General features: G+C 49.1%; 15 protein-coding genes and 2 pseudogenes. 6 read left to right on the top strand and 11 right to left on the bottom strand.

Annotation, left to right across the window (positions count from 1 at the left end):
• Positions 1-23: 23 nt before the first annotated feature.
• The gene (locus J4G02_13875) at positions 24-749 is read right to left on the bottom strand and encodes a phytanoyl-CoA dioxygenase family protein (protein MCE2395663.1); all 726 of its coding nucleotides are present in this window, start codon (positions 747-749) and stop codon (positions 24-26) included.
• A gap of 559 nt (positions 750-1,308) precedes the next feature.
• Positions 1,309-2,124 (bottom strand): sugar phosphate isomerase/epimerase, encoded by an 816-nt coding sequence (locus J4G02_13870; GenBank protein ID MCE2395662.1) that lies wholly within the window; start codon positions 2,122-2,124, stop codon positions 1,309-1,311.
• Positions 2,125-2,332: 208 nt separating this feature from the next.
• On the opposite strand from J4G02_13870, the gene J4G02_13865 reads away from it, so the two are divergent.
• The 5 genes and pseudogenes from J4G02_13865 to J4G02_13845 all read left to right on the top strand — a co-directional run bounded on the left by J4G02_13865 (position 2,333) and on the right by J4G02_13845 (position 10,864).
• Positions 2,333-3,751 carry an aldehyde dehydrogenase family protein gene (locus tag J4G02_13865; protein ID MCE2395661.1) on the top strand — a complete coding sequence of 473 codons (1,419 nt, stop codon included), beginning with the start codon at positions 2,333-2,335 and terminating at the stop codon, positions 3,749-3,751.
• A 272-nt stretch (positions 3,752-4,023) separates the two neighbouring features.
• On the top strand, positions 4,024-6,594 hold the full coding sequence (locus tag J4G02_13860) for a DUF89 family protein (protein MCE2395660.1): 2,571 nt from the start codon (positions 4,024-4,026) through the stop codon (positions 6,592-6,594).
• Between the two features lie 95 nt (positions 6,595-6,689).
• Positions 6,690-8,605, top strand: a pseudogene (gene acs / locus J4G02_13855) (acetate--CoA ligase).
• A gap of 37 nt (positions 8,606-8,642) precedes the next feature.
• Positions 8,643-9,137, top strand: coding sequence for a hypothetical protein (locus J4G02_13850; GenBank protein MCE2395659.1), 495 nt, complete (start codon positions 8,643-8,645; stop codon positions 9,135-9,137).
• A gap of 479 nt (positions 9,138-9,616) precedes the next feature.
• Positions 9,617-10,864 (top strand): hypothetical protein, encoded by a 1,248-nt coding sequence (locus tag J4G02_13845; GenBank protein ID MCE2395658.1) that lies wholly within the window; start codon positions 9,617-9,619, stop codon positions 10,862-10,864.
• A gap of 26 nt (positions 10,865-10,890) precedes the next feature.
• On the opposite strand, the gene J4G02_13840 is transcribed toward J4G02_13845, so the two are convergent.
• From J4G02_13840 to J4G02_13820, 5 genes and pseudogenes are all read right to left on the bottom strand, one after another.
• A complete protein-coding gene (locus J4G02_13840) occupies positions 10,891-11,568 on the bottom strand; it encodes a dihydrofolate reductase family protein (GenBank protein ID MCE2395657.1) in 678 nt (225 codons plus the stop codon).
• Positions 11,565-12,224, bottom strand: coding sequence for an MOSC domain-containing protein (locus J4G02_13835; protein ID MCE2395656.1), 660 nt, complete (start codon positions 12,222-12,224; stop codon positions 11,565-11,567). The genes J4G02_13840 and J4G02_13835 overlap by 4 nt, the downstream gene beginning before the upstream one ends.
• A 20-nt stretch (positions 12,225-12,244) precedes the next feature.
• A pseudogene (locus J4G02_13830) lies at positions 12,245-14,314 on the bottom strand (hypothetical protein).
• A gap of 3 nt (positions 14,315-14,317) precedes the next feature.
• Positions 14,318-15,862: AAA family ATPase (locus J4G02_13825; protein ID MCE2395655.1), on the bottom strand; the 1,545-nt coding region annotated here is incomplete at its 3' end.
• Positions 15,859-17,025, bottom strand: coding sequence for an exonuclease SbcCD subunit D C-terminal domain-containing protein (locus J4G02_13820; GenBank protein ID MCE2395654.1), 1,167 nt, complete (start codon positions 17,023-17,025; stop codon positions 15,859-15,861). The genes J4G02_13825 and J4G02_13820, both read right to left, overlap by 4 nt.
• Positions 17,026-17,157: 132 nt before the next feature.
• On the opposite strand from J4G02_13820, the gene J4G02_13815 reads away from it, so the two are divergent.
• Entirely contained in the window at positions 17,158-17,706 is a 549-nt protein-coding gene (locus J4G02_13815) for a TlpA family protein disulfide reductase (protein ID MCE2395653.1), read from the top strand.
• A gap of 37 nt (positions 17,707-17,743) precedes the next feature.
• Here J4G02_13815 and J4G02_13810 read toward each other — a convergent pair whose 3' ends face one another.
• The 4 genes from J4G02_13810 to J4G02_13795 form a co-directional block, all read right to left on the bottom strand.
• Positions 17,744-18,388, bottom strand: a complete 645-nt coding sequence (locus J4G02_13810) for a hypothetical protein (protein MCE2395652.1) — start codon at positions 18,386-18,388, stop codon at positions 17,744-17,746.
• Positions 18,389-18,394: 6 nt separating this feature from the next.
• Complete coding sequence (locus tag J4G02_13805) at positions 18,395-19,405, bottom strand: hypothetical protein (protein ID MCE2395651.1); 1,011 nt, start codon at positions 19,403-19,405, stop codon at positions 18,395-18,397.
• A gap of 175 nt (positions 19,406-19,580) precedes the next feature.
• Positions 19,581-20,435, bottom strand: coding sequence for a HEAT repeat domain-containing protein (locus J4G02_13800; GenBank protein ID MCE2395650.1), 855 nt, complete (start codon positions 20,433-20,435; stop codon positions 19,581-19,583).
• 83 nt (positions 20,436-20,518) lie between these two features.
• Positions 20,519-21,080 (bottom strand): aminotransferase class I/II-fold pyridoxal phosphate-dependent enzyme (locus J4G02_13795; GenBank protein MCE2395649.1); only part of this gene is annotated, 562 nt, incomplete at its 5' end.

The following is a 21,080-nucleotide window of genomic DNA, read 5'->3' as shown; positions in this document are numbered from 1 at the left end:
TATAAATAAAAAAACGTGACTTTTTACGCATTGCGTCTCAAATGCGATACATGCTTGCCCTGTGGAGGCTCAAAATCTTTCGCATGTTCACCGATATAATGACAGATAAAACTCCGTCGCCATCGGTCCTGCGTTTCGTTCATGTAGGAGCCATGGATGGTCTTGCCGTCGAAGAACAGTGCGTCCCCCGGCTCCATATCAACATAAAACTCTTCAACGCCCTCCGGCATCACCGACTGTACATCAGTGAACGAAATTGCCGTATTTGCAGCCTCTACCTGTAGCAAGCCTCGTTTATGTGAGCCCGGGACAACTACCATCTGTCCCACAGATTTGTCCGATGCGTCTAACGCAATCCACACACCAATCAACGGTTCAGTAGTAATGTACTGCTCATCCTGATGGAGTGCCTGCCCTCTGCCGCCCGGTGGCTTAAAATACAGCATCGTCTGCCGAAGCACGGGCTTATCGTCAATCAGTTGCTCGACAAGTGCTAACATCGTCTCCTGCATTGCCCATTCTTCGGTCAATGTATCCCAATTGTGCATATTAATCATTCGAGGATACTGGTGATTTGAATCCTCTGGGTGATCTGTTGTACCGCCACTATCTCCTGCTTTCGGTCCCTCAGCACGTCGCTCCATATAGTGCTGGATCATCTGCCGTGCTGTTGCCGGATCAAAAAGCCCCGGCACCACAAGGAAACCAGCTTCTCTGTATTGATGAATTTGTGCATCGCTTAAACGCATTGTTATATCTCCGCAAGAATTGACTGAAACGGGTTAAATTGAAAACGCTTCTGATAACTGATCTATGGTGACGCTAGTTGCTAGGTGTGTATGGTGCTATAAAATTGACCCTCTATACCCGTAGGTTGGGCATCTTGCCCGATCCTCTTAATCTATGTAATGCCGGTAGATAGCCTGTAGGTCGAGATTCACATCTCGACACCCGAATGTCAACAGAACCTAGCCGTTGAAAATCCATGAGGTTTTCGCTAAAGTTGAGGAACTTAACTTCTCGCTCCGAAGGAGCGATATGTCTATAGGATGTCAATATCTCAAATATCCGCGCTCCAGAGGAGCGCAATGTGTATCGCAAGACTAAAAATCTTCGCTCATGTTAAGAATTAGTGCAACAGTGCCGACTTGCATCGAAAATCGTAGATGAGGTATATTGCCCTGCTCTCAATGTTTTCACCGTAATTGCACCCTGTTTTTAAATGAGTCTTTCCTGAATGTGGTTTAAGGTTACACCCGTTTTGACTTCAGCCATTTGATCCTCTCTGAGTCTTTTGTGGGCAAATTTCTACGTCACAAACAGTGGCTTCAGATATGCTATCGACTCCTCCGCAACCCGCTGGACTTCAGCAAGCGGCGTATCCGTCCCACCCTGTGTGCCAACGATCTCCAGCGTTACATAAGGCACATGATCAATTGTGTTCATGACAGCAGCGAGCGCAGGAAGGTTAAGACTGCCTTTGCCGGGAATCTGTGTCTCAACGGGACCTATCGGTCCCTCACGACTCTCACGGTTGTCACGGATACGCAGCGTTGTAATGTGATCGTTCAGCTGCTGGAGCGATTCCACTGGATCTTCGGCAGCCTCTGTGCGCCAAATGTGGCTCGCATCGAAGTTAATCCCTACCCATTCACGATCGACCTCCCGCATCAATCGTAGCGCCGTTTTAGTTGAATACACCGCGTTATTGACGTGCGGCTTCAGGCTCAGCTTAATGCCAGCCTGTGAGGTTCGAGCAGCAGTTGCATTAACTAAATCCACCACCTGCTTGAAACTCACTTCATCATCGGACATGCCACCTGCGCCCTCGGCGATTGCCGGCGCACCAACCTGCTGCGCAGCTTCTATCACTGCGTCAAAATCAGGGCTATCCATCCCAATCCCACCGGTCCCCGCGATTGATTCTATTGTCAAACCGTGCGAAGTGGCTTGCGCTTTGATCCCTTCGTAGTATGAAGCCGTTTTGCCAATTTCGAGATGCGGTGCCATCCCGGGACGAGCACAGAGTTCAATTGCTTTATATCCGGCTTTCGCAATGCCTTCGAGTGCCTGTCCTATACTAAACCCACCGTATAAAATTGTGCTACATCCCAGATCTTTCATATATGCTGCCTCAAGTCAGATGTGTTATTCCGATCAAAAATATGTTATACTTTACCTTAACTCTGCCAGATGGGTCAAGTGAAAATACCCGATGGAACGGTAAATTTCCGATTGACAATTTCGATGAGAGATGGTATCTTGAACATGGTAAACTTAAACATCTTATGATTGGCATCGCATCAATTTATATCTATGGAGGTTAATATCAATGAGAATGCACATCGGCGGCGAATGGGTAGACAAGCCGCAGAAAATCGAAGTTCTGAACCCTTATGATGGTTCCGTTGTTGACACCATTCCCAGAGGTGATCACGATGATGTCGAAACCGCACTCAAAACCGCTGAGCGTGGCGCAGAGATCATGGCGAAAATGACCGGCTACGAGCGTTATGAAATTATTCACAAGGTTTCCGAGTTGATGGCAGAGCGTGTGGATGAGCTCGCTCGAATCATTACATTGGAAGAGGGAAAAATCCTCGCAGAAGCAACGATAGAGGCAGGTCGCGCATCCGAAATTATCGCACTCTCCGCGGAAGAAGCCAAGCGGCTTTACGGCGAGGTCATCCCGCTTGAAGGGGGACCTGGTGTTAAGGGTAAATTAGGCTTTACGGTACGAGTGCCCTGTGGTATCGTTGTTGGGATTAGCCCATTTAACTTCCCGCTGCACCTCGTTTGTCACAAAGTGGGTCCCGCACTTGCGGCAGGAAACGCAATTATCGTTAAGCCTGCGACAGACACACCGTTGTCGGCACTGAAACTGGTCGAGCTTTTCCTTGAAGCGGGGACTCCACCGGAAGCGATCCAATGTTTGACTGGATCAGGCAGCGTGATTGGCGATGGACTTTGTGCCGATCGACGCGTCCGGAAAATTACCTTCACCGGCAGCCGTGACATTGGAGAACGCATCTGCCACACTGCTGGGCTCAAGCGTGTAACGATGGAACTCGGATCTAACTCTCCGCTGATCGTCATGCCGGATGCGGATCCAGAGAAGGTCGCAGCGGCTGCAGCAGCCTCCGGTTATTCCAATGCAGGACAGGTCTGCATCTCAACGCAAAGAGTCATTGCCCACGAAGGTATCTACGGCGATTTTCTCGATGCTTTCAAATCAACCGTTGAAGGTATCTCAACAGGAGATCCCCTTGATGAACCGACTAAGATGGGACCAATGATTCGTGAAGATGATGCCGTCCGTGTTAGCGAATGGGTAGATGAAGCGGTCAGTGATGGTGCTGAACTCCTCACCGGTGGTGAAAGAAATGGGCAGATCTACGCACCGACACTCGTTGCCAACGTCAAGCCAGAGATGAAAATCTCATACGACGAAATCTTCGGACCAGTTGTCGGTGTATCGAAGGTTTCAAACATCGACGATGCTATCGCCCTCGCTAATGACACCAACTACGGCTTGAGCGCGGCGATATTCACCGAAAACATCGATTGGGCGATGCGGTTCGTGCGTGAAGTTGACTCCGGCAACCTCATGGTCAACTGGGGAACACAATGGCGTGCAGACCTCATGCCCTATGGTGGCCTGAAGGAGAGCGGCATGGGCAAAGAGGGACCGAAATACGCTGTAGAGGAGATGACTGAGACGAAGATGGCTATCTTCCATCTGAGTGAATAAGATGTGAAAGATGCCATACTTCTCCTGATGCGTTAGTGCAGTGCGGCGGGGAGGTGTCGAAAGACAACCCCGCCGTCAACTGCAATAACTCTGTCTGCCGACCCAGTTCACTAGCCGTGTGTGCCGACCAATAACTAAAAAGCTGCATTTTAATCTTCTTTCTCTATCGGTTTCTGCTTCTTAAGCAGTCATCGACTTCCCTCATTAAATTATCGTTTGCTCCCCGCATTTTTCTGGGTTCCTTCAGAAGAAATCAGATAACATTCCTCCCCATGAATAGCAACCTTGACAATCTTCGCCAAACAATCGAAACTATTCTGCGTTGTAATCTCTCTGAGACAACCGGCATTTCAGATAAAGCGGAAACCGAGAAACTAGTCCACCGATTCCTTCACGCTGTCTCAAATCAAATCGGCCATCAATCGGATCAAACCCACCAAGATTCAGACCAACTTTCCCGCAAAATTGACCCACAGTGGGTTATACTCGCAGCTGGGAAAGGGACTCGCATTGATCCGTCCAGCCGTCTGAACAAAAACTTAGACCTGTGGTTCGGTGAGCGGAATACCTTGCAACTGTCCCGAAGCTACCTACCGGGAAGTCGTCCGCATATCATTGTTGTCAACGCCCAAATGGCAGCCCGTGTGGCGAAAACGGATATCCCTTTAAGTGGTGTCATCCCTCCTTCAGCGCTTGATCCAGAAGAGACCAACCAACTGTTCGGACCAGACGCCATCCTGTGTGTACAACCTGAGCACCCTTACGGCACAGGAGCTGCGCTACGGGTCGCGTTGTCGATAATCTCCGAATCCGATGCAGAATGTCTCGGCGTTGCCTTTGGCGATGAGCCGTTTTTGAATCAAGCCATCTTCGTAGGCACACTCCTGTCACACTTTGCTGTCAGTGCAGATGTTACCCTTTGTGGCAAAATTCCTGACACCGTAGTTGATAAAGGCGGATTATTCTTTGACGATGAAGGTGAGTTCATAGGCACAAAAGAGTGGTACGACATGACCAACACGGAAAAAGAGACGATGTGGCAGCGCTGGGAGCGCGGGGAAGCCTACACCAACACCGGTATCACCCTAATCCGCCGTGATGCAGCGCTCGCCCGGATGAATCGTCTGCAACCCCACGGTGACAAGTCCGAGCTCCACCATGCCGATCTCATCCGCCACTGCTACGAAGATGGTTTGAAAACCAACGCCTATATCCATCGGGGCGAAATTATCTCTGGCATTAACCGTTGGTCAAACGTCCTTACTGGCGAGGAACACCTGTTTGCGGAGACCAAGAAAAAACTGGTACAGAGAAGGGTTAGGGTTGATCCGGCAGCACAGATCACATTGGCGACAGATAATATCAAAATCGGTCACGGCTGCTACCTTCTGGGACGTGTGCATCTTGGCGATGGGGTACAGATTGGGAACTACTGTCGTCTCGAAAATGTTGTGTTGATAGGAAATACCATCGTTGGCGACCGCGTTGGCTTAAAAGACGTGACCGCAACGGACACAGTTTTTCAATCCAACCCGCTTTCAACCGAAGTTGCCGCGCCGATTACTGGCTTAGCCGTCGGCAGCTGTATCGAAAGCAGTCAATTTGACTGTGTGAAAGTTGGGAGAGGGGCAAACTTCAAATCCGTTACTGCAAGGGCAATAGTGCTTCCATCAGAACTCTCCATAAGAGACAAACAGTTAGGCGTTCCCTCCAAACCCACCAGTCACCCATTACGCAGCACACCATACGCTTCAAATCAGATTTCTCAGACCCTCTTGGATCAGCTGGTCCTACCGGGCTATAACCCCGGCGTATTCACTCTCGGTGAAAAGCGTTGGTTGCCGGATTGGGAAAACATCCGCCAGCACGTCAGATCGCATTCGGAACACGAACTGATTGAACGTGCCACCCGGGACCCGACATTACGTCAAACTGCAATAAACGCCGTTGGGGAACTACTAGAGCTACGACAAGCTAACGGTGCACATGTTATTGACGATCTGACCCCCGAAGAACTTTGGGGAAGTATCTTCAAGGCTGTTATGCTCTGCACAGGCAACCCCAATCCATATCGCAGGGACAAACGCAACGCAAGGCAAACAGCGATTAACTTGCTCGCCCAATTTCCAAATTGCGATTGGTTGGAACGGTTGAAACTGGTTATTGCAGCTAATATCATTGATTACAGCAGTGCAAGGGTCGTGGCAAAACTTCGGGAGACTCCAGATTACTTCAGCCTTGTATTGCAGGAGGCGATTCATGCCTCCTTGGCGATTGATTGTTTTGGTCAGTTCCGGTCAACGATCCTTGAAGATAAACCGAAAAGGCTCCTCTGGCTCATTGATAACGATGGTGAGTCGGTCTTCGATCTATGGCTTATAGAAGCTATTGCCGAGCACGGGCATCAAATTACGGTTGTTGGCAAAGCGGAACCCGCAACTAACGATGCGACGCTCGATGATCTACGAGATCTTACTACACATCCGCATTTTCACAAACTCAGAGAGCAAATCACTGTTGGTGATGTGCATCTGATTTCGTCAGGCTCAAATACCGTCGGAACCAATCTCTATCAAGGGACAGGAGAATTTGCGAACGCACTCCTCGACGCGGATTTGGTTATTTCAAAAGGACAGGGGAATCTCTTTACGACGTTGGGCTTAAAAAAGGACACATTCTATCTACTACTCTCCAAAGGGGTAACAGCGGAGCGTTTGACCGGGGTTGTCCCAGACCCAAGTCAGGTAATTGATGGGTTGATTTTGGCGTATGTACCGGGCGGAACACGGCTGGATCGGACGCTCAAGGAATTTTGTGTTTCACAGGAATCTGTTTTTGATTGACAACATCATATTTTTGTTTATAATAAAAGAAATTTGCAGACATTTCAAAGCTTCTGTTAATGCACTTGCTTGTTACAAATTCCTAGGAGGATCCTATGGCAACTAAAATATTTCCACCAGAAAATACAAATTATCCAATCTCCAATGCGCACATAAGCAGCATGGAGCAATATCAAAAGATGTACGATGAATCAGTGGCGGATCCAGAGGGTTTCTGGGCAAATGTCGCTGAACGCATTACATGGTATAAGAAGTGGGACACCATTCGAGAATATGACTTCGTGAACGCCAACATCAAATGGTTTGATGGCGGAAAGTTGAACGCCTGCTACAATTGTCTTGACCGACATGTAGAAGCAGGGCACGGTGACGCGACCGCGATCATCTGGGAAGGCAACAGTCCCGACGAGGACAAGAACTTCACCTACAGCGAATTATTGGCGCAGGTCAAACNGTCCGTAAGGGTGACCGTGTCTGTATCTATCTGCAAATGGTGCCAGAGTTGACGATTGCGATGTTAGCATGTGCGCGTATCGGCGCTGTCCATTCTGTCGTGTTTGGCGCGTTTTCAGCCGATTCTCTGCGTGACCGAATCAATGACTCACAGTGCAAATTGCTAATTACGCAAGATACTGCATTCCGTGGCGATCGCAGCGGCATCCCGATGAAAGCTAACGGCGATGCAGCGGTGCTAGAATGCCCATCAATTACAGGCGTTATCGTTGTCCGCCGTACCGGTGATCCCGTTGATTTCGATGAATCACGAGACGTATGGTGGCACGAAGCGATGGCAACCGCTGACGATGAATGTCCACCGGAGGAAATGGACGCCGAAGATCCGCTGTTCATTCTTTATACTTCTGGTTCAACAGGCCAGCCAAAAGGTGTGCTTCACACAACCGGCGGCTATCTCGTTTATACATCGTTCACCCACGAGATGGTTTTCGACTATCATGAGGGCGATGTCTACTTCTGTGCAGCTGACATCGGTTGGATCACAGGGCATTCTTACATCGTATATGGTCCGCTTTCAAACCGCGCGATTACCCTCATGTTTGAAAGCATCCCAACATATCCCGATTTCGGGCGTTACTGGCAGGTAATCGACAAGCACCAAGTCAATCTCTTTTATACCGCACCAACCGCCTTGCGTGCCTTGATGAAAGAGGGTAATGACTGGGTTACGAAACATAGCCGGTCCACCCTGAGACTGCTTGGGACCGTCGGTGAACCGATCAAAGAACCTGAATGGCTCTGGTATTACAACATCGTCGGGGACGGGCGATGCCCGATCGTTGATACGTGGTGGCAAACAGAGACGGGCGGCATCTTGATGACACCGTTACCGGGATCTACACCACTCAAACCCGGTTCCGCGACCTTGCCCTTCTTCGGAATTGAACCTATCATTCTAGATGAAGAAGGAAAAGAGGTTGAGGGCAATCCGGCACGCGGATACCTGTGTATGAAAACTGCGTGGCCCGGCATAATGCGAACTGTCTACGGGAACCATGAACGCTTCCGCGAAACCTATTTCGATCGATTTCCCGGCTACTACATGACCGGCGACGGCACATTGCGTGACGAAGACGGTTATTACTGGATTACCGGGCGCGTTGACGACGTGCTGAATATCTCCGGACACCGCTTGGGTACAGCCGAAGTCGAGGGAGCTATCGGGCAGCACGAAACGGTCGCTGAAGCAGCCGTCGTCGGCTACCCGCACGAGATTAAGGGACAGGGTATCTACGCCTATGTCACACTGATGAGTGGTGTCTCTCCTTCTGAGGATATCGAAACCGGTATCAAGGGTGTGGTACGTCAACATATTGGTCCCCATGCGACTCCCGACAAGATTCAGTTTGCGCCTGCACTCCCCAAAACCCGCTCCGGGAAAATTATGCGGCGCATCCTCCGGAAAATCGCTGAAGGAGAACTTGATGATCTCGGAGATACCTCAACGCTTGCCGAGCCAGCAGTTGTCGATTCGCTCGTCGAGGGGCGGAAATAGCAAGAAAGGTTATTGACTGATTGAGGAGGAACGCGATTTGGCATCTGCACAGAAAATTGTAGACGAGTTGAAAAAATGGAACATAAGCCATGCGATCGGCTTGCCCGATAACGGCACTGCCCAAATCTTCAAGCGACTTCACGAAGACCCCGATGTTGATGTCATCACGGTCAGTCGCGAAGGCGAAGCGTTTGCCATCGCATCAGGATTATACGTTGGTGGAAAATGTCCTGTAATCATCATCCAGAATACCGGTTTTCTGGAATCTGGAGATGCCGTTCGAGGTACGGTCTTTAATATGGAAGTCCCCGTGGTATCGCTGATTGGCTATCGTGGGCATCAGACCATGCAACCCGATGCCCCGCGTGTCGACACCGCCGCGACCTTCCTTGAACCGACGCTCAAGGCGTGGGGGTTGCCATACAACACCATTGAAACCGATGATGACATTCCCTATATCAGCGAGGCGTTCAAAAAGGCTCAAGAGACATCAATGCCAACGGCTGTTCTTATTGTTGGTATCTCCACATAAGGATTGAGGTCGGTTCGCTTGTGTTCTATCACGAATGGGTGGGTGACAGAAAACAACTGGGATGATTGTCGGGGCAGTTAGCGATTGGCGCGTCGTTATTATCCCAGAAATGTCCGTATATCCTAGTCCTAGTGTGGCATTTTTGCAACGGTGGTGTAGCACAGTTTCGACAATCTTCCTATGAGTAGGCATTCCTTTTGGACTCAAGGTGCATGTCGAAAGCAGATGCGGAGTTGCCATGAGAGGGTGCTTTCCGAAAAATCCGGTTCTTCCGTCATTTCTTCAAGCCATTCGACATAGCGGTGGCATCTTAATTGCACGTAATCACTAAACCAAGTGAATTTCGCTTGGTGCTGATTCGTGCTAAATTGTACCTTGCTTCATTGAGGTCTCAACAGAAACTTGTGACAAAAATTTCATGCCTCGCTTCCTGAAGGTCAAACATAGGGGGAGAATATCCAAGAGGATACAACTTTATCATGAAGATTGAACGCCCGTACTCATATCGCCTGTCCACACTAGCATATAAATTTTTCGTCGCCGTGATAGTTCTGTGTATGCTGATTCTACTTGCACCTAGCAGCTTTGCCGCGCCAAAGCGGGTCGTTGTTCTATACTTTGAAGATCATAGTCGCTTCGATCATCCGACGGGCTGTGGTTGTATCCCCACGGGCCCCTTCAGCGGACTGTTCGGTGGACGCAACCACCATAAAAAATGGTATCTGAAGGAAGGGTTTACGGAATTACTCAACCGAAAACTAGAGCAATCCGAGGTATACGAACCGGTCAGCCAAGATGAAATGCTGGATGCAATGGCGGAGTTGGGATTATCTAGGAAGGCACTATCTGACCCGGAAAAACGAGCACAGTTGGCAAAAACACTTAAGGTGCAGGCACTGGTCATCGGCGATATACGCAAGTTCAACCAAGAGCGCGTGAAGGCGAACGCTGGACGCTTGATCAGACAAGGTGGGGCGGGACAAGGTGCAACAGCTAGTTATGTTGGTGGCGTGCAGTTAAGGGGAAGTCTTTACATCGTCTCTATCCAGCTTGAGATGCAATTCTTCGGTACATCGGGTACTGAAATTGACAACCCTAAAATCGCAGCCCGAAAACAACACCAGCTTGGCGGATTGAACATTGGCCCCCTTGATACGGTCGTGACCGAACAGGGCACAGAATTGCAATTCGGACAGTCGCCGGGGCTTAAAAGGAAGCCTCGTCCGATCGTCGCGCCTTCTGAATTGAACAGGATTGAATTTGGGAGTGAGCGATACACTAAAACCCTGTTTGGTATGGCAACGGACGATGCTTTGCATAAGATAGTCCTCGCTTTGCGTGAAAACATCGGTCCCGCATTGCCCGGCTCGGAGGCAGTGGCACAGAATAATTTGAGTAAAGCCGGACAGCTTTCGCCTCAGCCAAGCGTGATACAAGGATCAATCGTTTATGTTGATACAGAGGACCCTGAAAATACGTATATTAACGTCGGTTCCGACAAAGGCGCGGTGGCTAATCTGCTACTAAAAGTATATACGATTGAATCGCTGACCGATCCAGACACAGGTGAACTACTTGGGGTTATTCCAAAACAGGTGGGGGTCATCAAGGTGGTTGAGGTTCAAACCGATCGGCTCTCTAGGGTGGAGATTATTGAGGGGTTCGGTACAATAAAAAAAGGAGATCGGGTTAAACAGGAAACAGCTACGCAACCAGAGTCTGAGTAGTAAACTCACGCTGCACAATGGGGCTATCAATCCCTCCGGACGCGATAATGCAGAAAAAACTCATTACCCACAGTGTGGTAGTCCGCTAGTTCAACGTCGACAATATCAAGGAAATCGAACCCATCTCCCTCAACACTTGTCGTTACATCTCGTCCGCCGATAATTTTTGGGCATAAAGTGAGATATATCTCGTCGATTAATCCTGCTTGGAATACGTCAAAATTTACCTGCCCACCTCCTTCTATCAACAGCTGCTCGACTTGATACACTTCGCCCAGGATCTCAACCACACGCCGAAAATTGACTGTCGTTTCACCGACACAGTGAACCTCTGCCACCTGTTGCAACGATGCGAGCCGGTTGGCAGGAATACGTTCCGTTGTAAAGACCAGCGCAGGTGCCCCATTAGGTTGGAACATTCGAGCGGTCTCAGGAACATTCCCGCTGCCGCTCACAACGACTTTGATTGGATTAGAGGCGAGACCGCGTTGGATACGTAGTTCTTTGTACTTACCATGTTCAGTAAATGTTGGATCATCGGCGATGATTGTGCCTGCCCCAACAAGAATTGCATCAGCATGGCTCCGAACTTCCCTAAGCCGAATCGCATCCGCCTCGCTTGCAAATCGAGGACCCGCACCGTCCCGTGTAGAGATCTTCCCGTCGAGACTCACCGCCATGATCAGGGACGCGTGTGGCTTCATCGCCTACTGCCCTCTTGAGCTTTGACCAGAATTTCCATGAACGAGTCACGCCAGCTAGGCGTCAGCGCGGGAAGGCTTGCCGCCTTCTCAGTGGCTTCCGTGTTAGCATTGTCGAAATGGCGTAAGTGGACAATCTCTTTCACAGTCATCTGCCCCTCTCCAACTTTTGTCCGCTCGATAGCATCGCCGGCACCCACTTCACCCTCTTCCAACACACGCACGTAAAATCCTACCCGCTCGCTTGCCAAAAACGGTTTAACAATCCGCGGGTTCCTCATTTTGATGCCAAGTTTGAAGCAAGGAACACGCGGTTGAGATACCTCGACTAGTGCCTCACCTACCCGAAAAACGTCTCCGATATGCACCGTTTCCTCTAACAGACCTTCCACCGTCAAGTTTTCACCAAACTGTCCGTAGGTCAAATCCTTTCTGCCCAATTCGTGTTTCCAATAGTCGTAATGCTCCATTGGATAGACGTAGACAGCTTTGTGGACACCGCCATGAACGCTCGGATCACCCTGCCCATCGCCATCAAGGTTCAATCGCCGCATCATCGTCCGACCAGATACAGGCTCCTTGAAAATCCCTGTTTTGATACGTTTGCCGTTATACGACACTTCCTTCGGTTGCGATACATTCACTGAAAGTAGCTTCATCATTTTAGTCTCCTACATTATTACCCGTGGATGCGCACCTGTGAACTCCCATTCCCCATTTTTTGCACGGCGATTCGGACGGGAATACGGCGCGTCAACTCTCCAATATGACTGATAAGAAAGATGCTGCGTCCTTGCATCTGTAGCCCTTCAAGTGCAGCGATGGCAACATCAAGCGTTTCGGAATCAAGGGTCCCAAACCCCTCGTCAAGAAAGAGCGAGTGAATCTGGGAGCGACCACGACTGAGTTCAGATAGCGCAAGCGCCAAGGCCAGACTCGTCAGGAACGATTCACCACCGGAGAGCGTTTCGACAGGGCGTTCCTCATTGGCGTTCCACCTATCGACGATGGTGAGTTTGCCGATACCTTCAACCTTGAGTTGGTAACGCTCTGAAGTCAAGTATTCCAACTGTGTATTGGCAATACGGCTGACTTGCTTAAACATAATATCCAACGCAAAATCGCGTAAGTCATTGGCGGGAATTGTATCCTGCAACCTACTCCATCGGCCCAATTCGTCATAGGCTGTCCGAATTTCATCATCAAGAGCCTCACGCTTGGAGAGGGCATCTGTCAGATCGGCGATTCTTCTCTCTTGTGCCCAGATATCTCGCTGTGCTTCTTGAATTTGCGCTTCAATTTCTTTAGCCTCTGCTGTAATTCGCTCTAGCACCTGTGGATCAAACGGGGTTTTCTCAAATTGGGCCCGCAACTTGGCAATTTTTTCTTCAAGTAGATGTTTTTCTTGGGTAAAGTCATTTATCTCTTTTTGGATCTGTTGTATCTCCGAGTCATCCCGGAACGCACTATCATGTGCCTGTGGCGAGTCAAATCCTACGCTGCTTAACTTATCAAAGTAAGCAGCGCGCGCTGTTTCAAAGTTTTCATCACACTCTGCTTGCCTGCTTTGGTAGATCCGGTGATTCGTTTGCTTGTCGGTGCGTTGATCTCGACCTTCTTGTAATTTCTGGGCCGCTTCTTCACACTGGTCCGCTATTACTTTAATCGTTGCGCGCAACCCTTCGATAGCAGCGTCAATCTTCTCTTCGGTTGTCAATCCGCCAGTTTTGTCACGGGCAGCGTCCAAAAAGCCATCCCTTTCGCTTCGATAGCCTTCGATTTCGGCTTGCAACTCTTTGTGGCGTTCTTCTACACTTTCAAATTTACGTTGGTTTGCCCCGAGACCGACATTAAGTAAATCAAGTTGATTTTTTTTCGCGCTAAGTTCCTGCTCACGTGCTGCTACAGCTTCGATCTTATCAGCAAATTGATTGACAGCATCTTCTATACCGATTCCGTGGAAAGCGTCAGGCAATAATTCCCACAAACGAGTTCCACTGTTCTCAATGTCTGTTGTTAAACCCTCAATCTCAACGGTTATGGCAGCCAACTTCTGACGGTTGTCCCCCAACAAGTTGCTTTCTCGCGCAATATCTCTCTCACAGGTTGTAAGTTTTTCAGAGACTTCTTTGAGTTTATATGATGCTTCGTTGTAAGCACTGCCAGCATTACCGAGGTTATTGATTGCAGTATCGGCTTCATTAATTTTTTCTTCAACCCACTCGGCTGAAATGTCTGCCGTTTCGTAAAGTGTTTGCCATTGCTTCCGGGCGGATTTGATTTTGTCCTTCAGGCTCTCTATCTCCGTTATACATGCGTCAACTTGTGCTGCGATGTTCGTTTTATCCTGTTGGAAACGCACCTGCTCTTGTTCCAACTGTTTGTTCTGTTCTTGTGCCTCCCGTACTTCTGTTTCGGCAGCATCTAAGGCGTTCTGTGCAATTTCGAGTTGTTCTTCGCTGTCAAGTTCAACTTCATCAGCACAAGGGTGTTCCGTAGCCCCACAAACACGACACGGCTGCCCTGGCTCAAGCTGCCGCCGAAGCTGATTGATAGGATTCGCCAAGAGTGCCAATTCTTTCTCCGCTTCCAACCGGGTGACTTCAGCCGCCGCACGTTTGCACAGATGAAATTGAACCTCTAATTTCTTCTTAACGTCATTAAGTGATCCATCAAGTGTGGCAATGCGTTCCTGTAATTCTGCTGCATCGCGTTGCTTGTCACGTAGTCGGTCATGAGAAATTTCATAANNCTGTTTTCTCCGGTTTTGCCAGTCTTCAAGGTTACCGCTTACTTGGGATGCTTGTAATTCTGTATCAGCCTTTGCAAGTGCAGCCGCTGCGTTCTCCTTTTCCGTAAGGAGTTTCTTTCGATTCTCGGATAGTTTTTTTAATTCTCCCTCTGACATGCCTATCTCTGAGGTGTGCTCTGATTGGCTATTCGATTTGTCTGTATGCTGTTGTCGTTGTGAACGGAGTTCTACTAGAAGTTCTTTCGCTTGGGTGAGACGCGGTTGCCGATCTGAAGGAAGGGGGTTTTCTGTCAAGAAGGTTTCTGCTTCGTGAATATCTTCTTCCAGTGTGGCTTGCTCCTGACGTTTATCAGCTAACTCGGTTGAAAGGGCATCAATCTGTTCCTCCAGCTGCTGCAAACGAGGCTCTCGCTCTTTGACCAACTGAAATTGGGTTTGCGCGCGCTCCACATCAGATTTTGCCTCCCTGTACGCCTCGGTTTTTTGCTCTCCTGCGGCTTTCTCTATTTGATATGCCTCATCTTTTTCGTCAAAGTCGGCTTGATTTTCATCAAATTGCTCCTGCGCCTCTGTAAGTTCCATTTTAGCCTGACGAAGTGCCGTCTCCGCTTTTTCGAGTTCCGATTTTGCAATATCAAATGCCTGTTTTTCAGGAAGCAGGCGATTCGCGCGCTCTGCACATTCTCGCTCTGTTTTGAGTGCCTCAATCATCGGACCTTGATTCAAGAGTGCCTCTTGGCGTTCTTCTGAAGTCTGAAGTTCCGCAAAATCCTCCGTACGCTTTTTTTCTCGCTCTTTCTCCTTCTGAATTTTCTCGTTTTTCATGCTTAACGTGTTGGTTGAGGCATGTAAGTTGCCGAGTTCAGCTTTGACCACGACGAGTTGCTCATGAGAGGCTTCTGGGATGGTATTCAGTTTATTTAAGACATCGACCTGTTCTTCTTTAACCGATCGTACTTTTTCGTTTAACGATTTTTTTAATTCTTCGTAGATGTCAACGCCGGCGGTGGCTTCTAAAATTGTCCGTCTCTCTTCGTCCTTCGCTTTCAAGAATGCTGCAAACTCTCCTTGTGCTAACATCACAGACCGCTTAAACGCGTCAAAATCAAGTCCCAAGATATCGGTTATCTCTTCGCTGATTGTATTTTTACTGGCACCAAGGGTTTTACCTCGTGCGGATAGTCTATCGCTAATTAGTTTGCCATCCTCAGTAGAAAGCAACCGTCCGTTTGGAGAACTTTTACGTCTTAGGCTCCACTCAGCAAGGTAACGGATGCCATTTGCCACAAAATGCACCTCGGCATGGCAATCGGTTTCACCGTGGCTGAGGAGATGGCTCGGATTTTGGCTTCCAACTCCTGTCAAGCGCGGTGTTCTGCCGTATAGGGCGACGCAGATCGCATCCAACAGCGTTGTTTTTCCCGCACCGGTGGGACCAGTAATTGCCACAAGGGAAGCCTCATCCAATGGTGATTTTTCAAAATCGAGTTCAATCTCTCCACGGAAACTATTTAGATTCTTGAGTTTCAGTGTGCATAGTTTCATTTTTCTTCCTCAACGAGCTGCAACAATTCATTGAACGTTTCCATCATCAATTCATCAGGACTTTCATTAAATTTTTCTTTGTAAAATTGTTCAAAGATTTCCGTTGGCTGCCGCATCTCCTCAATCGGTATTTCCTGACGCTCCGTTTGCGCTGGCAGTTCGACCTCAACGCTCAAGACCTCCCCACCATGTCGGTGAAACATCTCTCGAATTTTATCACTGATGCCAACCTCCGGTCGGTTGAGTTTCAGTTGTACCTGAATATATTTCCCGTCCCATTCCGGCGACATCGCCATTAAGCTCACTTCGTCAATATCCCCCGTCACAGTCCAGAGTTCCTTGAAAATAGGAACCTCAATTTCTTCTACACCCACACCACCGGCTGTTGGAACATCTAACAGATATACCTTCTTGGAGTAGTTCGCTTCGTTGAATCGCAGCGGCAGCGGTGAACCAGCATATTGGACCGGATAGCTTGCCCCACTAATGGCATGTGGTCGATGCAGATGTCCGAGCGCAACATAAGTCACATCATCAGGGAAATCGCTAACCTGCATAGCTGTCGCCCCGCCGATTTGGATGTTTCGTTCCGAATCGCCCACTTGCCCGCCATGAACGAAGATATGTCCCATCAAAATCTTGGACAGCTCCGGCGGCATACGTTCAACACATTGGTGATAAAATGCCTTTAACCGTTCCCGATAACGTTCCGCTCTTTCAGGCTCTGTCTCAAATGAAATATGTGAAAGCTCGCTTTCGGACAGGTACGGAACTGCTGCAATAGCAACGCTCGGATTTTCGACGGGAAGGGTAACAAGGCACTCCGCAGGTTCAGATGCAGGCCCAACAACGTGAATCCGTCCCATTCTAAGAAACTCACGGGGCGCAGCCAAATGCTTCGGAGAGTCATGGTTACCGGCGGTGATAACGGCGTGGGCGTGTGTCTCATCGTATAACTGAAAGAGAAATCGGTAATAGAGTTTTGTTGCTTCTGAGGAGGGTAGCGCGGTATCGAAGATGTCACCTGCAACGAGTAGCACATCAACTTCTTTTTCTTTAATTTTCGTTAGGAGCCAATCAAGGAATTGGCGATGCTCCCCGATTCGATCCTGTTCATAGAGTCGATGCCCGATGTGCCAGTCTGATGTGTGCAGAATACGCATAGATGGGATTTCTGTTCCGAGTAGATTTGGCTTGAGATAGCTACAGCCTACTGGTATAATAGACCAAGTTTATAAGGTTTATTTGTGATAAGCTGCTTGACTATGCACTAAACCGTTGGGGGAGAACAACCGATGAAACCGATAAACCAAGCCCGAAGATCTTTCCTCGTCGTGTCTATCCTGTTTTCGCTAATGATTGCTGTAACGGGATGTGTGTCACCGGATCGGGAAAATCGCAGGTATGAGCATGCACTCATTGAGAAACCTGCTCCTGACTTCACACTACGGGACCTAAGGGGAAATCAAGTCAGCCTGTCGGACTTCAGAGGACAACCGGTCGTACTCAACTTCTGGGCGACGTGGTGCAGTCCGTGCCGCGTAGAAATCCCACATCTGGAGGCACTTTACACAAAATATAAAGATCAGGGGTTGGTGGTCATCGGTATGAACACCGAGACCGATTATATGAAAGTGAAGCGCTTTGCAGAACCTCAGATCTCATACACCGTGCTTTTGGACGGAGGCACCCAAGCTCAAGGATATGATGTCAGCGGCATCCCGTGCACATACTATATCGACAGGGAAGGAATTATTCAGCACCGTAGCGTGGGCTTTGGCCCCGGTGACGAGGTTATGATTGAGGAAAAAATACAAAAATTGCTCGCTAATACCGATCACTAACAGGGTCAAGAAATAGCGGTATATCTACCAGTTCTACTTAAAATTCCAACAATTCGTCGAGCTCCTTCTCGTCCGCTTCCTCCTGAGACATCTTGTTCTGTGCATCTTCTACGTCCTTCTTGGACGCGAAGCCGAACAGTTCTATCTCGGAGATCTTCGCCGGCGCACGGACGTGTCCAGAATAGATCCGCCATCCACGAACGCGTTGGATATTTTTTTGCCGAAGCTCTGCATCATCTGTAGTCCGACTAATCCGAACTTTCACGCCGTTAGTGCGCACGGCACGATTTAGTCGCACATCAATGACCTTCTGCTTGACGCTTTTGATCTCTTTGATTCGGTCCCATCTTCCCTGGTTGTCAGCCACCCATATATCAAATGCCTGAACGTTGGAGGAATGTATTACAACACGATGGATGGACTTCGGAGCGGGCAGGAGTATCACCGATTCGGAGGAGGCGTGATGGCTTTGAACAACATCCGACGAAGGCTCGACATATTGTGATTGACCGACTGTTTTGAGATCGCCATCAACAATCGCTGGATCATTGGCTTGTACACCCTCCATAAGGGCGTAATTCTCACTCCAGGTTTGGTCAGCAATCAGGCCTGTGGTGCACCCGTAAAGCGAAACAAGGGTAAACGCGAAAAATAGATAGGCAAAGGTGGATTGAAGTCGCATCGGATTTTACCTCCCAAGGTATTCTTGGTTTGCCTGCATGATAGTTGACAGAATTTCCGATTTCGTGAGTTTTTGGACCTGGAATTTCAGTTCCCTAAAGAACGGGATAAGATCCTGACCGGCGGCTTGGCTCAGGTAGTAAACCAAAAAACTGGTCGTCATTTCACCGGGTAACCTTTGGTGGAGTTGATCTGCTTCGATTAAGCGAAAGAGGGTCGGGTAAAAATCCTCCCCAAATCGCTTTTTTAGTTCTGCCACAATTGAGTACGAATAGCTATACCGCCATTGAGTCAATTGATCCGCGCTAAGATGGCCCTTCCAATACTGAACGGCATTGCGACCATCAAGATCCGTTTTCAACTCTTCATACAGACCAAGCCGGCGGTGACTCTTTCCGCGTGCATATTCAACCTGAACCAAAACCGCAATCCCTTCTGCGAACCACGTTGGAAGCAGGTAGATATTTGTGAACGCATGGGTCAATTCATGTGCTCGGACATCCCGCTGGTTAAACATCGCCACCGGGAAGTCCATCTCGATCCCTTCAACAACTTTTAGCCACTCACCGTTTTGATAGATTGTTTGGGTGCGGGTCGATGTCGTTGCAAGGTTTGTGGAGCCGTGATGCGTCTGACGCAGGTTCACCATCAACTGATGCTTCGGTTCAAAACCGAAGATGTCATGGACGTAATTATAAAGACTCTCCATAAACAGCAGCGCGCCCTTGCCCATATTCTGCCGCTCTTCGGGTTCATCATAGTCTGCGTGTGTCAACAGATCATCGGCAAAAGTAAAGGTGTAGTGCTCGCTTGTAAGTGTCAGGCTATCTGATGATGCTTCGATTTCCGTGTTTGGCAGTTCAAAAGTCATGTACCGTTCTTGTTGCTGTCGTCTAGTTCGCTCTTGCTTTCGCTGTTGTGCCTCTTCCAAGGCGGCGCAGCCTGCGGACAGGAGTGCGATTAGGAGCAAAATTACGATAGGAGCGGAATAGTTGTTTAGTTGATTAGGTTTTTTCATCTGTTGTTCTCCCTCTCCAAAATAATGAGCGGAAAATTAACGCTTCAGGGCACCGCATTTCAATTTGCCGTAACGTCAATTCCTTCGCTTCCTCAATGCCCGTTTGGCAGCCTGTCGGACAGAGTCCTCGGATTCATTCCTTGCCATCTTTTCCAATGGAGAGATGACCTGCCTACTACCGGTTTTTTTCCAACGCAGCGATGGTGTGTCTACGGACAGATACGACGGGATCTCCTAGCGCTGCTACTGCAGATTCACCGAATTTACCCAATGCATGAAGCGCATTGATACGGACATTGGGTGCCTCATCCGTGATTGCAATAGCTAAAGGCTTGACAGCACTCGGATTGCCAATTCGTCCTAACGCATGTGCTGCCCTGCTACGGACGCGCGGGTATTTGTCTCTGAGGGCACCGATGAGTAGTTCAACTGCGCCTGTTTCGCCAGTTTTACCGAGTAGCGTAGCCGCTTTTCTGCGGATAGCTTTATCTGGATGTTGCAACGCAGGGATCAAGAACTCAGCTGCTGTTTCACCGAGTCTCTGCAATGCTTCAATAGCGCGATAGCAGACCCTAATGTCGAGCGCACTTCCCACCGCTTCGGTTTTCAACGCAGCTATCACCGCCGGAAGGGCTTGTGGTCCGCCAATTTTTCCTAATGCTGTCACGGAATGACCGCGAACGACACTCCTCGAATCCTTGAGCGCATCTATCAGGGGTTCAACCGCTCGAAAATCCCCTATTTCCCTCAATTCGTAGCCAATATCATCAATCACACAGGAGGCTTTCCTGCGAACCCATCGATCTCGGTTTTTCAGTGCAACTATCAAAAGCGGAACTGCCGGCGGACCGATGTCTTTTAACCCCTGAAGCGCACATCCCCGAACCGATTCAGACTCATCCTGCAATGCCGTTATCAGTGGCGCAACAACTCTTGAATCTCCGGTTTTTGCTAACGCGTTAATGGCACCGCTGCGGACATCCGGACTCGAATTTTGTAAATGGATAACCAGTTCAGTAATGTCACTCATTCTCCTGTCTTCCACAGGAAATGCTAACTAACGGATGCGGCATTTCCTAGCGCGCAATCCAGATTTACGGATTTGAAGGCAAGTTAATCGGCAGCTATATCATCCGATTCAACTTGTGCCGCGCGAATTGCATCACAGAGGTAACCGATACCTTCGCCTATATAATCAAGATGGGTGTACGCGTAAGCCAAGCGGATGCTCTTGACGGGATCGCCTCGATAATGGAATGCGTTACCGGTGCTGTAACCCACGTTGTGTTGGGCAGCAATTTCTGCGACCTTGTCCATATCCGTCGTTTCCGGTAAATCGATCCAGAGGAAAAGTCCACCGCGTGGCTCAGTCCAAGTGCAGATGTCGCTCACATCCTCCCGGAGTGTGCCAACCACAGCACGACATTTCGCGCCTACGGCAGCGTTTGTCTTAGCGAGGTGTGCATCAAGATGTTCTTTGAAGAACTCTGCCACGATTGCACTCGCTAGCGCACTACATCCACCATCCCACCGATTCGCATGAATCATCTCTCTATATGGTGATTTTGCGACGAAATATCCCTGACGGAGACCACAACCGAGAATCTTCGAGAACGTTGCGATTAAAATAACGCGGTTTGATGTATCCAGTTTGTAAAGTGCGTCGGGTGTTGGG

The organism is Candidatus Poribacteria bacterium (assembly GCA_021295755.1).
Taxonomy (GTDB): domain Bacteria; phylum Poribacteria; class WGA-4E; order WGA-4E; family PCPOR2b; genus PCPOR2b.
This window is presented reverse-complemented; position numbering and strand designations above follow the sequence as displayed.